Below are 15,574 nucleotides of genomic sequence, written 5' to 3' on the forward strand. Positions count from 1 at the left end.
CCGAGGTCAACCCGTTTCGGTGCGAGCGTAAGGGGCGCGTTGCCATCCCGCGCCCGTTTTGCCCGACGGGTCAACGTCGCCGCAGACCGCCTAAGCCATTGATCCCGCTCATGCCGTCTACTGTGCATGGGGTTGTTTTCGACATTTTTGCTTTGGGGACACAACAGCCGCGGGCTGAACCGGATCTCATCCGGCTCTGCCGCTACTTCATCACCCGCAGGCCCTTGGTCGTAAACCGCTGCGTCTTGCCGCCGGGGCGCACCGGTCGCCGTGTGCCGGCGGCCTTGCCGGTGCCGGGCGGCTGATGCGCGGGCACGAGCTGGTCGGGACGCGAGCCGATCAGGTCGCGGCGGCCCATCTCGATCAAGGCCTCGCGGAGCACCGGCCAATTGTCGGGGTCGTGATAGCGCAGGAAGGCCTTGTGCAGCCTTCGCTGGCGCAGGCCCTTGATCGCCTCGACCTTGTCGCTGCCGCCGCGGCGTACGCCGCGCAGCGGGTTGACGCCGGTGTGGTACATCGCGGTTGCGGTCGCCATCGGCGAGGGCAGGAAGGTCTGCACCTGATCGGCGCGATAGCGGTTCTTCTTGAGCCAGAGCGCGAGGTTCATCATGTCCTCGTCGGTCGTGCCCGGATGCGCCGCGATGAAATAGGGGATCAGGTAATATTTCTTGCCGGCCTGCTCGGCCGCGGCATCGAACATCCGCTTGAACTGGTTGTAGGCGCCGATGCCCGGCTTCATCATCTTGTCGAGCGGGCCGCGCTCGGTATGTTCAGGGGCGATCTTCAGATAGCCGCCGACGTGATGGGTGACGAGCTCCTTGATGTATTCGGGGCTCTCGACCGCGAGGTCGTAGCGCACGCCCGAAGCGACCATCACCTTCTTGATGCCCTTGGTCTCGCGCACCTTGCGATAGAGCCGGATCAGATCGTCATGCGAGGTGTTGAGGTTCGGGCAGATCTCCGGGAAGACGCAGGACGGCCGCCGGCACGCCGCCTCGACCTTCGGATCCTTGCACGCCATCCGGTACATGTTGGCCGTGGGGCCGCCGATGTCGGAGATCACGCCGGTGAAGCCCGGCGTCTTGTCGCGGATCTTCTCGATCTCACGCAGGATCGAGCCTTCCGAGCGGTTCTGGATGATGCGGCCCTCGTGCTCGGTGATCGAGCAGAAGGTGCAGCCGCCGAAGCAGCCGCGCATGATCGTGACCGAGAACTTGATCATGTCCCAGGCGGGGATTTTTGCTTCGCCATAGGACGGATGCGGCGCGCGCGCATAGGGCAGGTCGTAGACCGCGTCCATCTCGTCGCTGGTCAGCGGGATCGGCGGCGGGTTGAGCCAGAGATCGCGATCGCCGTGACGCTGCACCAGCGGGCGGGCATTGCCGGGATTGCTTTCACGATGCAGCACGCGCGAGGCGCGCGCATAGGCTTCCTTGTCCTGCTCGACTTGCTCCAGCGCCGGCAGCCGGATGACGGTCGCACCCTTCTGGCGCGTTGCGCCCTCGTCGGCGGAATCGAGATCGTCGGCGTGCAGTTCGCTGTAGTCCTCCGGGACGCGGCGGAACAGCGCGACGCCCCTGATGTCGCTGAGCTCGCGCGGTGCTTCGCCGGCGGCAAGACGGTTGGCCACCTCGACGACGGCACGCTCGGCATTGCCATAGAGCAGCAGGTCCGCCTTGGCGTCGGCCAGCACCGAGCGGCGCACCTTGTCGGACCAGTAATCGTAATGTGCGATCCGGCGCAGCGAGGCCTCGATGCCGCCGAGCACGATCGGGACATCCTTGAACGCCTCGCGGCAGCGCTGCGCGTAGACGACGGTGCAGCGGTCCGGCCGCTTGCCGCCTTCGCCGCCGGCCGTATAGGCGTCGTCGCTGCGGATGCGCCGGTCCGCGGTGTAGCGGTTCACCATGGAGTCCATGTTGCCGCCGGTGACGCCGAAAAACACTTTTGGCTTGCCGAGCGCCTTGAACGGATCGGCCGAATGCCAGTCGGGCTGGGAGATGATGCCGACCCGAAAGCCCTGCGCCTCCAGCAGCCGGCCGATGATGGCCATGCCAAAACTCGGATGGTCGACATAGGCATCGCCTGTCACCAGCACGATGTCGCAGGCATCCCAGCCGAGCGCGTCCATCTCGGCGCGGCTCATGGGAAGGAACGGCGCCGGCTTGCGCGGGCGCGCCTGCGCCATCAGGGGCTTTTCGGCGGTGATGATCTGGATGTCCATGGCGCCTACGCATAGGACTCCGGGCGTACGAATACAACCGACGGACGCGTGAAGATTTGCGGTTCCGCCAGGGGCTATCCGGCTTGCGGGAGTGCGTTAACCGTTCGCGAACCCTTGCCGGACCTCGGCAGTCGTGGCCGGCTCGCCGCCATGCTGGCGGACCATCCGCACGGCATTCCCGACGAGGCGGAGATTGGTCACCGTCGAGCCCGGCAGCGCCGCCTCGATCCAGACCTTGCGCAAGGCGAGCATCGCCTCGCCGCCCGGAACAGTGCGCGTGCCGCATATGCATATGAGCGATCCGTCTTCCGGGTTCTCACCGCGGCCGACATCGGATATCCGATTGCTCCATGGGCAAGGAAATTTCCGACGGCGGTGACGACGCCGGTGCGGCGCCGTCCACCGAGGCCTGGCTCGGTGCGGTTGCGCTGATCGGCTTCATCCTGGTGGCCACCGCGCAGGCCTCAAATCAGATTCTGGCGCGGGGCCTCGCGGGCTCCGTCCCGCCCTTCGCGCTCGCCTTCTTCCGCTGGAGCATCGTTGCCATCGGGCTCGCGCCGATCGCGTTCGCCGAAATCCGCGCCGGCCGCGTGCCACTTGGCAAGAACATCTGGCCGATCCTCGCCGCCGGCTTCATGGGCATGTTCCTCTGCGGCGGCCCGGTCTATGCCGCGGGCATCTCGACGACGGCGATCCACATCGCGTTGATCATGGCGCTGTCGCCGGTCACGGTGCTGATGATCTCTGCGGTGCTCGGCATCGAGCAGGTCGGCCCGCTGCAATGGCTCGGCACGGCGCTTGCGCTCGCCGGCGCCTTGCTCATCATCTCCGGCGGTCATCCGGAGACCTTGTTCGCACTGGAGACCGCAGCGGGCGACGGCCTGGTCGTGATCGCGATGCTCGGCTGGTCCGGCTACACGCTGCTGCAATCGCGCGCGGCGCCCAAGGCGTCGCTGCTGGCGCGCATGAGCCTGTTCGCAGGCGCCGGCGCGCTGTTCTCGCTGCCGCAGGCGCTGATCGAGATGTGGACCACGCCGGCGCAGGTCTTCAGCACGAAAGCGGTGTCGGCTTACGTCTTCGCCGGGATCGTTCCCGGGCTGCTCGCCTATGCCGGCTTTGCCTGGCTCGGCGGCAAATTCGGTTCGGTCCGAACCTCGCTTGTGCTTTATCTCGGACCGATCGCGAGCGCCCTTCTGTCGTTCGCAATTCTCGGTGAACCGCCAAAACTGATCCATCTGTTCGGCGGTGTGCTGATCCTCGGCGGGGTCTGGGCGAGCCTGCGCAAATAGTTCCATTGATCGGAGTTGTGGTTCATCCGCAGGAACCAACCGCCTCCGCGAACATTCTGATCAAGGGACCGGTGCGAGCCATGCTCGCGCGCGCCCCGACCATCCCGGCGCCAGTGCCGTAACCGGATTTTGCCTCGACGCTTCGTTTCGGGGCGATGGGGGACTTGTGAGTACGGTCATAGAGAACTTGTTGTCACGGAAGCAGAAGCTTGTGGAACAGCTCGAGAAGGCGCAGTCGGTCGACGATCGCGACAAGATCGAGCACCAGCTCGAACAGATCAACACCGCGCTGGATTTTCTGGACAGGCCGGGATCGAAGGACGCGGGGTAGTAGCGCTCAGTCCACCTTCAGCGCCTCCACTATCAAGGCCTCCACTTTCAAGGCCTTGGCATAGGCCAGGCCGGAATTGGTGATGTGCGTCGTCATCAGCGCTTCGAACGCCGCGAACTCGCCGCGCGCGAACAGATCGAGCAGCTTGCGATGCTCGTCGAAGGACGAGCGGGTGCGCACGTCGATCGGCGACGTCAGGTTGGTGCGCAGCGCGGCGACGCGGCCCGAGACGAGCTGGTAGGATTCGATGAGATAGCGGTTGCCGCAATGCGCGAACAACCCTTCGTGAAAGCTCGCATCGGCGCGGCCATAGGCGATGTTGTCCTTCGCCGCGATCGCCGGCTCCATCGCCGCGATTGCCTCGCTCATCGTCGCAATTGCGCCGTCGCGATCGTGACGAAACGCGAGCTCGGCGGCCTTGGGCTCGAGCGCGATCCGGAAGGTGCAGAGCGCAGTGATGTCCTCCGCGCTCGGCGTGAACACGAAGCTGCCGACCTGCGGCCGGATCACGACCAGCCCCTGCGCCTGCAACTGGCCCATCGCCTCGCGCACCGGCGTGCGGCTGACGCCGAAGGAATTCGCCACCATCTCCTCGGAGATGGCGGCGCCGAGCGCGAACTCGCCGTCGATGATGGCCTGGCGCAGCCGCAGCACCACCCGCTGCGACAGCGATTTCGGCGTATCGAGCTTGAGCGATCGCATCTGCTGTCTCAGATCACCTTGCCGGGATTGAGCAGGTGATCGGGGTCGAGCGCGGCCTTCAGCGTCCGCATCAACGCGATCTCGGCTTCGCTCCTGGCATGGCCCAGCCACTTCTTCTTCAGCGTGCCGATGCCGTGCTCGGCGGAGACGCTGCCGCCCAGCTCGCGCACCAGACCGTAGATGATCGCGTCCATCTCTTCCTTCGGCTGCTGCTCGACGGAAAGACCGGTGACCCAGGACACGAGATGCAGATTGCCGTCGCCGATATGGCCGTAATAGACGCTCTCGCACCCCTTGATGCCGGAGGCCAACGCGGCCTTGCAGCGCGTGACGAATTCGTCCATGCGCGCCACCGCAAGCCCGATGTCGTAGGAGATGTGCGGGCCCAGCACCTGGCCGAACTCGGCGCAGATGTCGCGCACGCGCCAGAACGCCTGCGTCTGCGCCAGCGATTGCGCCACGGCGGCATCTGCGAGCAGCCCGCGCTCCATCAGCTCTTCGAGCCAGGCCTGGAAACGCGGTGCATCCAGGCTCTCGTCGGTGCCTTGGGCCTCGACGAGCACGTAGAGACCGTGGCCTGCGGCGACCGGCGGCTTCACGCCGGCGCGATTCGTGATCACGTCCCAGTAATCCGGCCACATCACCTCGAAGGCCGACAGCAGCGGGCCGAGCCCGCTGCGCGCGGCACCGAGCAAGTCGATCACCGCGGCATAGTCCTTCAGCGCGCACAGCGCCGCCATGGTCGAGCGCGGTTTCGGGAACAGCCGCAACACCACGCGGGTGATGATGCCGAGCGTGCCTTCGGAGCCGATGAAGAGATGCTTGAGGTCATAGCCCGCGTTGTTCTTCATCAGCTTGTTGAGGCTGGTGATGATGGTGCCGTCGGGCAGCACCACCTCCAGGCCGAGCACCAGTTCGCGCGTCATGCCGTAGCGGATCACGCGGTTGCCGCCGGCATTGGTGGAGAGATTGCCGCCGATCGCGCAGGAGCCGCGCGAGCCGAGGTCGAGCGGAAAGAAGAAACCGGCTTCGTCCGCGGCCTTCTGGATCGTCTCCAGCGGCGTGCCCGATTTCACCGTCATCGTCATTGACGCCCGATCGATCTCCTCGATGCCGGTCATGCGCTCGAGCGAGATCGCGACCCAGCCTGCTTCGGGCGATGCGCCGCGGCACAGCCCGGTCAATCCACCCTGCGGCACGAAGGGCAGTCGCGCCTGCCGGCAGGTCCCAATCGCATCGGCAACGCCTTGCGCATCGACCGGTCGGATCACCGCAAGCGGCGCTTGTGGCAGGCTCGCGCTCCAGTCGTTGCAATTGCGCGCCGGCACGTCGGTGCCAACAAGCACGGCGGCCGCGCCGAGCTTGTCGCGCAAGGCGCCGAGCAACTGATCGGGACGCTCAATGGGGCTCACCATGTTCATGCGAGACCTCCTCGGAATCTGGCTGCGTCTCATGCGCGCCGTGATGGTGGAAAGGATTTGCGTCCGCCTTGTATGTAAGGTACAACATAAAAAGTAAAGCAAAAACAAGGCTCGGAAGGCTTCCTAAGATCGTTCGAGATCAGGGGTTTAGTCCGGGACCGCAGCTAATGGGTGGTGAGATGACGGAGGCAATTCGCGGGTTCTGGGTGGCGTCGGCGACGCCGCTGGCGACGGATGGCAGCGTGGACTCCGCCAAGCTCGCCGCCCACGCTAGGCAGCTCTTCAGTAAGGGCGTCGATGGCGTCGTGCTGTTCGGCACCACCGGCGAGGGCACCTCCTTCAATGTCACCGAGCGTGTCGCGACCATCGAGGCCGTGCTCAAGGCCGGCGTCGCGCCTGAGCGGATCGGCATCGGCGGCGGCTTTCCCGCCATCACCGACAGCATCGCGCTGACGCGCACCGTGCTCGGCCTCGGCCTGCGCCACGTGCTGTATCTGCCGCCCTATTTCGACCGTGGTGTCACGCCCGAAGGCATCGAGGATGCTTTTGCTGCGATCATCGACGGCGTCGCCGACGATCGCCTGCGCGCCTCGCTCTATCACATCCCGCAGGTCTCCGGCGTTGCGATCCCGACCGGTGTCGCGGCAAACTTGCGCAAGCGTTACGGCGAGGTGGTTGCGGGCCTGAAGGACTCCAGCGGCGACTTCAAGCAGTTCCAGGCGTTCCGTAGTGCTGCTCCCGATCTCGCCATCACCGTCGGCAACGAAGCCGACATCACCCGCGCGATCGCCGCCGGCGGCGCCGGCACCATCTGCGGCATGGCCAACGTCGTGCCCGAGCTGGTCAAGGGCATGGTTGATGGCAAGGACGTCGAGGCGCGCATGCAAGCCGCGACCGATGTCGTGCTGAACACGCCGTCGTTCCTTGCGACGCTGAAGGCAATCCTCGCCGCACAGACGGGCGACGCGGGCTGGCTGCGCGTGCGCCCGCCATTCCGTGCCTCGTCCGATGGCGCAGCGCTCAAGCGAAAGATTGACGAGCTGATTGCTCCTGCCATCGCGTGAGATGCGAAACTTTCGTGACACGTTGTCGCGAATTCGCGTGCAGCGTGTTGCGATCCCTGCGACGTCAATCGGTAATTGCCGCTTAGTGCGCTGATGCGCTTAGAACGATTCAACACTAGAGCGATTCAAGCTCGCCTACGGTTCTCTTCGATCCCGCCGACTGTTACAGGCGCACACTTCAATGTTCTTGACTTGAAGTGGAATGAAAGTGCGTGCCCCCGTGGATGGCCAACGCGTCAGCGGCCATCGTCATCATGCCGGCAAGAGCCGTGCAGGTCTTCTCCTCGGCGCAGCGGTGCTGCTCGTCGAATCCCCCTCGAACACGACGACCGCGCAGGCGCAGTCAGCGCTGCCGCCGGTGACAGTGGAAGCGCCGGTGCAGCGGCCGAAACCGGCCCGCGCATCCGAATCGCCCCAGCGCCGGACGCAAGCCGCCGCGCGCCAGCGCAGCCGGAATGCCGCCACACCAGCAGCACCGACAATATCGGAACGTGCAGCAGCGGCGGCCGCCGCGCAGCAGGCTGCCAAGCTCGGTTACCGCGCGATGCCGAGTTCGACCACGCTGCGCAGCGGCGCATCGCCCCTCGATACCTCGCAGGCGGTCAACGTCGTGCCTGAGCAGGTGTTGAAGGACCAGCTCCCGCGGAACATCGACGATGCGCTCATCAATGTCTCCGGCATCACCCAGACCAACACGCTCGCCGGCAGCCAGGACGCGGTGATCCGCCGCGGCTTCGGCGATAATCGTGATGGTTCGATCATGCGCAACGGCATGCCGCTGGTGCAGGGCCGCAGCTTCAATCCCGCGGTCGAAAGCGTCGAGGTGCTGAAGGGGCCGGCCTCGCTGCTCTACGGCATCATGGATCCCGGCGGCATCGTCAACACCATCAGCAAGCGGCCGGAGCTCTATCAGCACGGCTCGGTCACGCTGCTCGGCTCGACATTCAGTGCCTCGAAAACCGGCGCCGACGGCCTGCTCGATGTTACCGGTCCGATCGGCGATCAGGGCCTTGCCTATCGCTTCATCGGCTACGGCGTCAGCGAGGATTACTGGCGCAATTTCGGCCGTCACCGCGAGATGCTGGTCGCACCGTCGCTGGCCTGGTACGGCCAGGACACCACGGTCCAGCTCAACTACGAGCATCGCGAGTTCATCTATCCGTTCGATCGCGGCACGGCGTTCAATCCGGTGACGAAAGCGCCGCTGGCGGTTCCCGCCGACCGCCGGCTCGACGAACCTTTCAACAACACATGGGGCACGTCGGACCTGTTGCAGGCCTCGGTCGAGCACCGCTTCAACCAGGACTGGAAGCTCTACGCTGGCTACAGCTACAACACCGAGACCTTCAGCGCCAACCAGCTCCGCATCACCGGCATCAACTTCACGACCGGTGCGGAGACGCGCAGCAATGACGGCACGCGCGGCTCGCTCAGCAATGTCAGCTACGGAACATCCTACGTCTCGGGCAGCTTCTGGCTCGGCAACATGCGCAACGAGGTGGTGTTCGGCGGCGACGGCCAGTATCGCACCATCTACCGCGATAGCCTGATCCGGCAAGCAACGCCCGCCATCAACATCTACAATCCGGTCTATGGGTTGGTCGGGCCGGGCACGACCGTGGTGCCCGGTGACAGCGCCCAGACCGACAAGCTCGGACAGTGGTCGCTGTTCGTCCAGGATACGCTGCATTTGACCGAGCGGTTCGCGCTGGTCGGCGGCGCGCGCTACATGGACTACGATCAGATCGCCGGGCGCGGGAAGGCACTGTTCTACACCAATACCAACGTGTCCCAGGACAAGGTGCTTCCCCTCGGCGGCGCCATCTTCAAGCTGACCGACGAGATCTCGCTGTATGTGAGCTACACCGAATCGCTGAAGCCCAACTCGACCATCGCGCCGATCGGCATCGTGATCGATTCCAATGTCGCGCCCGAAGAAGGCGTGTCATACGAGACCGGCGTGAAGTTCGATCTGAACAAGCGTATCTCCGGTACGCTGGCGCTCTACGATCTCGACAAGAAGAACGTGCAGACGACGAAGACGAACAGCGCTGGCGTGGTGGAACTCCATACCGTCGGCCGCGCCCGCTCGCGCGGCGTCGAGCTGGACGTGACCGGCAGGCTCACCGACAGTTGGGCCCTGATCGGCAGCTATGGCTATACCGACGCGCGGGTGACGGCATCCGAAGATCGGTCGCTCTACGGCATGAAGCTGCAGAACGTCGCGCTGAACACGGCCTCGCTCTATCTGGTCTACGACTTCGGCACGGCTCTGCCGGGACAGCTCCGCCTCGGCGGCGGCGCGCGCTATGTCGGCGATCGTCCCGGTGATGCGATCAACAGCTTCTTCTTGCCGTCCTATGTGGTCGCCGATATTTTCGCGACCTATGAGACGAAATACCAGAACACGCCGGTGATCTATCAGCTCAACGTCAAAAACCTGTTCGACACCGTCTATTATCCCTCCGCCGTCAACAATCTGAACGTCGCGATCGGCGATGCGCGCCGCGTGTCGCTGTCGGCAACGGTGAAGTTCTAGCGATGGCGGTGCGGCACAAAGCCATCGCGGTCCTGATCGCGGCGGCGTCTGCCTGCCTCGCTGCCACAGGTGCGAGCCGCGCCGAGGAAATCACGCTCTATTCGACCAGGGAGGCTGCCCTGGTCGAGCCTGTCGTTGCGGCCTTCACGGAAGCCAGCGGCGTCAAGGTGAAAATCGTCTTCGTCGAGGACGGCCTCGTCAAGCGACTTACGTCGGAAGGCGCCGCATCGCCCGCCGATGTCCTGTTGACGATCGGGCTGGACAAGACCACGCAGCCTGCCGTCAGCGGCCTGACGCAGGCGATGTCGTCGACGCGGATCGAGCAAGCTGTGCCGGCAAATCTGCGAGGCGGCGGACAGTGGATTGCGCTCGCCATACGCCCCCGCGTCGTGATGGCGCGCAGGGACGATGCCCTTGCGGCTGTCGACTACGAAGACCTCGCGAGTCCGCAATGGCGCGGCAAGCTCTGCATACGCTCGCCGCTGCATCAGAACAATGTCGCGCTGGTTGCGGCCTATCTCGTCCATCACGGCGAGGCCGCGACGGAGGCCTGGCTCGCCGGCCTGAAGGCCAATCTCGCCCACAAGCCTGATCGCAAGGACAACGACGTGATCCGCGAGATCGCACAAGGCGCGTGCAAGATCGGCATCGGCAACACCGTGGCATTGGCGCAATTGCGCGACGGACGCGAAGGGGCCGACTGGCGTGCCTGGGCGATGGAGGTCAAGGCGGTGCCATCGACATTCAAGGGCGGCGGCACGCATGTGAACCTCACCGGCGCGGCCATCGCGAAACAGGCGCCGCATCCGGCGTTGGCGCGACAATTCCTCGAATTCCTTGTCACGCCGGCAGCGCAGCGGATCTTTGCCGCTGCCGAGTTGGAATACCCCGTGCTTGCAGCAGCGGAGCGTGCACCGATCGTTGCCGAAATGGGCACGTTCATCGCCGATGCAATTTCGATCGACCAGATCGCCGCACGTCAGCAGGCCGCGATCTCGCTTATCAAGAAGGTTGGCTTCGATGAGTAGGGTGGGGCATTACATCAAGGCCGCTCTGCACCAGATTCACTCGATCGCGGGCCTCGTGCTTGCGCTGCTGCTGGCCTTGATCGCGCTGACCGGCGCGATCATGAGCTTCGAGGACGAGATCGGCGACTATCTGAATAGCGGTATCATGCAGGTCGCGCCGCGCCAGGTGCCGGCGTTGATGCCGGACGAACTGGTGGCCCGGCTCAAGGCGGGGCAGGACCTCGGCAAGGTCTCGGCCGTCACGCTGTCGAGCGATCCGGCCGCGGCGGTGCGTGTCCGCTTCGCGCGCGACGAGCAGGGCGCGCGGCCGACATCGCTCTATGTCGATCCCTACGACGCGCACGTGCTGGGTGCGCCGCGTGGCGAGGAGTTCTTCGCGACCGTCCGCAGGCTGCATCGCTGGCTGCTGATCCCCGGCGATGCCAAGGGCTGGGGACGCCAGATCACCGGCATTGCCGCGCTCGGTCTGATCGTCATGCTCATCTCGGGCCTCGTGCTGCGCTGGCCGCGCCGCGCCGGCAGCGTGAAGATGTGGCTGAAACCCAATCTCGGACTCAGCGGCCGCGGACTGCACCGTTCGCTGCACGCCGTCATCGGCACCTGGGTGCTGCCGGTCTATCTGGTGATGACGCTGACTGGGCTGTGGTACTCGTTCGACTGGTACAAGGACGGCGTCGTCTGGCTGTTGTCGCGCCCGCACGTTGCCGCCGCGAAGATGCAGCCGAAGCAGCCGCGTGCGGCAGGGCGTCCTGAGCCGGTTCAGGCGGTGGGATTTGATCGTGCCTGGTCGACGCTCCAGCACGAGGAGGGCGATCGTTTCTCCAAAGCGCTGCTGACGCTGCCCGCCGGACCCGGCACGGTCATCCGGATCCGGTCGTGGCCGAAGGATTCGACGCTCGATACCACGCGTGACGAATTCCGCGTGGATGCGGTCACGGGGCAGGTGATCTCGGCGGAGCGCTATGCCGACAAGACGTTTGGCGAGAAGATCATCGCGAGCGTGCTCGACATCCATCGCGGCGCGTTCCTGGGCTGGCCCGGCAAGCTCGCCTTCATGATTGCAGCAGCATTGATGCCGCTGTTCTCGGTCACCGGCATTTTGCTTTATCTGTCGCGCCGCAGGCTGCGGCGTCCCGCGCCGCCGCCGCTCGGGCGGCTGGTTCCGGGCGAGTGAACGGTCGCGAAGGCTAGCCAAGCGCGCGGCAATCGTTCAAAAGCCCTTGGCCGTACTTGCCAGGGTTCACGCCATGAAACTCCCCACCGTCACCCCCGCCGATATCCGCCGCGCGCTGCTGCTCCGCGAGGAGATCGCGCTGCTTGATCTCAGGTACGAGGCCGGCTTCGCCACCGGCCATCCGCTGTTTGCCGCCAACATGGCCGCGGACCGGATCGCGATCGAGGCCGAGCTGCGGTTGCCGCGCAAGGACGTCGCGATCGTGCTCTATGATGATGCCGAGGGACTTGTTGCAACCGGCGCCGAGCGGCTTGCCGCGCTCGGCTACAGCAATGTCCGTGCGCTTGACGGCGGGCTGAAGGGCTGGCGCGCGGCGGGCTATCAGGTGTTCGAGGACGTCAATTCCTATTCCAAGGCATTCGGCGAGCTGGTCGAGGCGCGGCGGCACACGCCGTCGTTCAGCGCCGACGAAGTGGCAAAGCTGATCGCGGACAGGGCCAACATCGCCATCCTCGACGTCCGCCGCTTCGACGAATATGCGACCATGAACATTCCGGGCTCGGTCAGCGTGCCCGGTGCTGAGCTGGTACTGCGGGCAGGGCAGGCCGCGCCCGACCCTGAGACCACCATCATCGTCAATTGCGCCGGGCGCACGCGCTCGATCATCGGCACGCAGTCGCTGATCAATGCCGGCGTGCCCAACAAAGTGCGGGCGCTGCGCAACGGTACCATCGGCTGGACGCTGGCGCGGCACACGCTCGATCACGGTGCCGACAGGCGTGGCGCGATCGGGCCGTTCGAGGGCGGCCCGGCCAATGCCCGCGACGTCGCCTATCGCGCCGGTGTTCGCCACATCGGCGCGAACGAGGCGAAGGCACTCGCAGCGCAGACCGATCGCACGCTCTATCGTTTCGACGTGCGCGACTCAGAGGAATTTGCGGCCGGCCATTTCCCCGGCTTCCGTCATTACCCCGGCGGCCAGCTCGTCCAGGAAACCGACATGGCCGCGCCCGTGCGCGGCGCGCGCATCCTCTTGACCGACGACCAGGGCGTGCGTGCCGACATGACGGCGTCATGGCTCGCGCAGATGGGCTGGGAGGTCTATGTGCTCGAAGGCGGTTACGGGGGTGAGCTCGAGGTCGGCCCGCCGCGCGTGCTGCCCAAGCCCGACCCGGCGCATCGCTACCGCCGGCCCTATGAGGGCACTGACGTCGCCGAGCGCGCGATGCAGGCCTATCTCGACTGGGAATACGGTCTCGTCGAGCAACTCCGGCTCGACGGTACGCACGGGTTTTACGTCATTTGACTGGGCGGCCACCGTAAACACTTACCGCCCCGCCATCTTCTCCCCATATCCAAACCCTATTGTGCTGCATCTCCCCCGCGGTCTATGAGCTGCGGCAAAGCTGTGACCTACGGAGATTCCATGCCAGCCCCAGGCCAAAGCCCCGAGCGGAACGCGAAGGCGCTGTTGCTCGAAGGCGTCAATGACAGCGCTGTCGACCTGTTCCGGAGCGCGGGCTTCACCAATGTCGAGCGGTTGACCAAGGCGCTGGACGGCGAAGACCTGCGGCGCGCGCTGAAGGGCGTGTCGCTGCTCGGCATCCGCTCGCGCACCCAGATAACCGATGAGGTGCTCGCGGCCGCGGACGGGCTTCTCGCGGTCGGCTGCTTCAGCGTCGGCACCAACCAGGTCGATCTCCTGGCGGCCCGCAAGCGCGGCATTCCCGTGTTCAACGCGCCGTTCTCCAACACGCGCAGCGTCGCCGAGCTCGTGATCGGCGAGATCGTGATGCTGCTGCGGCGCATCTTCCCGCGTTCGGTGTCGGCGCATGAGGGCGGCTGGGACAAGTCGGCGACCGGCAGCCGCGAGGTGCGCGGCCGCACGCTCGGCATCATCGGCTACGGCAATATCGGCTCGCAGCTGTCGACGCTGGCCGAAGCGATCGGCATGCGCGTGATCTATTTCGACCGCACCGACAAGCTGCGCCACGGCAACACCGAGCCGGTCGAGAAGCTGGAAGAGCTGCTGGCGCAGAGCGATGTCGTCAGCCTTCACGTGCCCGAGACGCCGGAGACCGCAGGCATGATCGGCGAGACGGAGCTGCGGGCGATGAAATCAGGCTCGTTCCTGATCAACAATAGCCGCGGCACCGTGGTCGATCTCGATGCGCTCGCCGGCGCCTTGCGCGACGGCCATCTCGCCGGCGCAGCCATTGACGTGTTTCCGGTCGAGCCGTCCTCGAACTCGGATCGCTTCACGAGCCCGGTGCAGGGCCTCGAGAACGTCATCCTCACCCCGCATATCGGCGGCTCGACCGAGGAAGCACAAGAGCGCATCGGCGGGGAAGTCGCGCGAAAACTGGTCGACTATTTCATCACGGGATCGACCATGGGCGCGGTGAACTTCCCGGAGGTGCAACTGCACTTACGTCCCGCCGGTGCGCGCTTCAGCCATGTCCATCGCAACGTGCCGGGCATGCTGAGGCGGCTGAACGAGGTCTTTCTCCAGCGCGACATCAACATTGTCGCGCAATACCTGGAGACTGCCGGCGACCTCGGCTACGTCGTGCTCGACGCCGACCTGGCAGGCCAGGATTCAGATGCATTGCTTCAGCAGATCCGCGCGCTCGACGGAACGGTCGGCGCGCGGCTGGTGTTCGAGCACTAGGCCGGCGTCACGTTCCAGTTGCATTACGCTGCCAAGGTTCTCTAAACTGTCGTTATTCTCGGCGTGTGACAAATCGCGTCGAATTTGAGCTTCAGTTGCGTGGGTGCCGCCATGGAACGGGACGCCGTACTGATCGATCTCGCGCTTCAAGGAGGCGGCTCGCACGGCGCCTTCACCTGGGGCGTGCTCGACCGTCTTCTGGAAGAGAAGTGGCTCACCATCGCCGCGATCTCCGGCACCTCCGCGGGCGCGATGAATGCGGCCGTGCTCGCAGACGGGTGGATCGCGGGTGGCGCCGAGGGCGCGCGCGACGCGCTCGAAAAATACTGGCGCCGCGTTTCGAAGGCTGCCGCCTTTAGTCCGCTCCAGCGCTCGCCGCTCGATCGACTGATGGGGCGCTGGACGCTCGATACGTCGCCCTTCTACATCCTCACCGATTTGATGTCGCGCGTGCTGTCGCCCTACGATCTCAATCCGACAGGCTACAATCCGCTGCGCGCGGTGCTGGCCGAGAGCATCGATTTCGAGCGGCTCGCGAGCTCGCCAATAAAGCTGTTCGTCACCGCGACGCGGGTGCGCACCGGCCGTGGCCGCATCTTCCGCAATGCCGAGATCACGGCGGACGTGCTGTTGGCATCGGCCTGCCTGCCGACCATGTTCCGCGCGATCGACATCGACGGCGAGCCCTATTGGGACGGCGGCTTCGCCGGCAACCCCACGATCACGCCGCTCATTCGCGAAAGCGATGCGCACGACACGATCCTGGTGCAGATCAATCCGACCGAAACGCTCGAAGAGCCGCGGACGGCTGCGGAGATTCTCAATCGATTGAACGAGATTTCGTTCAATTCACCCCTGATGAAGGAATTGCGCATGATCGCGCTGCTGCGCCAGGCGGCCGACCCCGGCAGCGGCGAGGGCGCGCGCTGGGCAAAGATGCGGACCCACCGCGTCAAGAGCGACATGCTGGCGAAGTTCGGCGCGTCATCCAAGCTCAACGCCGAATGGGAGTTCGTCTCGATGCTGCGCGCCGAGGGGCGCCTGGCCGCGGACGCGTTTCTCGCCGCGCACGGTGCCGACATCGGCCGGCAATCGACCGCCGATCTCGACGTCCTGCTGTCGGAGTGCTGA

13 protein-coding genes are annotated in these 15,574 nt (G+C 65.4%); 9 read left to right on the forward strand and 4 right to left on the reverse strand.

Going from position 1 to position 15,574, the window contains the following annotated elements; translation table 11 throughout:
* Positions 1 to 202: 202 nt before the first annotated feature.
* Complete coding sequence (locus tag CT676_RS29810; protein ID WP_085400008.1) at positions 203 to 2,224, reverse strand: YgiQ family radical SAM protein; 2,022 nt, start codon at positions 2,222 to 2,224, stop codon at positions 203 to 205.
* A gap of 96 nt (positions 2,225 to 2,320) precedes the next feature.
* Positions 2,321 to 2,476, reverse strand: a complete 156-nt coding sequence (locus CT676_RS44375) for a 3-keto-5-aminohexanoate cleavage protein (RefSeq protein WP_161495788.1) — start codon at positions 2,474 to 2,476, stop codon at positions 2,321 to 2,323.
* Between the two features lie 98 nt (positions 2,477 to 2,574).
* Between CT676_RS44375 and CT676_RS29820 the strand changes: the two genes are divergently transcribed.
* Both CT676_RS29820 and CT676_RS44380 read left to right on the forward strand, forming a co-directional pair.
* Positions 2,575 to 3,513, forward strand: coding sequence for a DMT family transporter (locus tag CT676_RS29820; protein WP_085400012.1), 939 nt, complete (start codon positions 2,575 to 2,577; stop codon positions 3,511 to 3,513).
* Between the two features lie 190 nt (positions 3,514 to 3,703).
* On the forward strand, positions 3,704 to 3,844 hold the full coding sequence (locus CT676_RS44380) for a hypothetical protein (protein WP_162131457.1): 141 nt from the start codon (positions 3,704 to 3,706) through the stop codon (positions 3,842 to 3,844).
* 6 nt (positions 3,845 to 3,850) lie between these two features.
* On the opposite strand, the gene CT676_RS29825 is transcribed toward CT676_RS44380, so the two are convergent.
* Both CT676_RS29825 and CT676_RS29830 read right to left on the reverse strand, forming a co-directional pair.
* Entirely contained in the window at positions 3,851 to 4,546 is a 696-nt protein-coding gene (locus CT676_RS29825) for a GntR family transcriptional regulator (protein WP_085400014.1), read from the reverse strand.
* 8 nt (positions 4,547 to 4,554) lie between these two features.
* Positions 4,555 to 5,967: an FAD-binding oxidoreductase gene (locus CT676_RS29830; protein ID WP_085400016.1), complete on the reverse strand. Its 1,413-nt coding sequence runs from the start codon at positions 5,965 to 5,967 to the stop codon at positions 4,555 to 4,557.
* 179 nt (positions 5,968 to 6,146) lie between these two features.
* Here CT676_RS29830 and CT676_RS29835 point away from each other — a divergent pair, with 179 nt between their 5' ends.
* The 7 genes from CT676_RS29835 to CT676_RS29865 all read left to right on the forward strand — a co-directional run bounded on the left by CT676_RS29835 (position 6,147) and on the right by CT676_RS29865 (position 15,574).
* On the forward strand, positions 6,147 to 7,031 hold the full coding sequence (locus tag CT676_RS29835; RefSeq protein ID WP_085400057.1) for a dihydrodipicolinate synthase family protein: 885 nt from the start codon (positions 6,147 to 6,149) through the stop codon (positions 7,029 to 7,031).
* 202 nt (positions 7,032 to 7,233) lie between these two features.
* The gene (locus CT676_RS29840) at positions 7,234 to 9,570 is read left to right on the forward strand and encodes a TonB-dependent siderophore receptor (protein WP_085400018.1); all 2,337 of its coding nucleotides are present in this window, start codon (positions 7,234 to 7,236) and stop codon (positions 9,568 to 9,570) included.
* A gap of 2 nt (positions 9,571 to 9,572) precedes the next feature.
* A complete protein-coding gene (locus tag CT676_RS29845) occupies positions 9,573 to 10,598 on the forward strand; it encodes an extracellular solute-binding protein (RefSeq protein WP_085400019.1) in 1,026 nt (341 codons plus the stop codon).
* Positions 10,591 to 11,772 carry a PepSY-associated TM helix domain-containing protein gene (locus tag CT676_RS29850; protein WP_085400021.1) on the forward strand — a complete coding sequence of 394 codons (1,182 nt, stop codon included), beginning with the start codon at positions 10,591 to 10,593 and terminating at the stop codon, positions 11,770 to 11,772. Before CT676_RS29845 ends, CT676_RS29850 begins: the two co-directional genes overlap by 8 nt.
* A 73-nt stretch (positions 11,773 to 11,845) precedes the next feature.
* A complete protein-coding gene (locus tag CT676_RS29855; RefSeq protein ID WP_085400023.1) occupies positions 11,846 to 13,078 on the forward strand; it encodes a rhodanese-like domain-containing protein in 1,233 nt (410 codons plus the stop codon).
* 120 nt (positions 13,079 to 13,198) lie between these two features.
* A complete protein-coding gene (serA, locus tag CT676_RS29860) occupies positions 13,199 to 14,443 on the forward strand; it encodes a phosphoglycerate dehydrogenase (RefSeq protein WP_085400059.1) in 1,245 nt (414 codons plus the stop codon).
* Positions 14,444 to 14,554: 111 nt separating this feature from the next.
* On the forward strand, positions 14,555 to 15,574 hold the full coding sequence (locus tag CT676_RS29865; RefSeq protein ID WP_085400024.1) for a patatin-like phospholipase family protein: 1,020 nt from the start codon (positions 14,555 to 14,557) through the stop codon (positions 15,572 to 15,574).

The sequence above is a fragment of the Bradyrhizobium sp. MOS001 genome (assembly GCF_004634465.1).
GTDB classification, from domain to species: Bacteria; Pseudomonadota; Alphaproteobacteria; order Rhizobiales; family Xanthobacteraceae; genus Bradyrhizobium; species Bradyrhizobium barranii.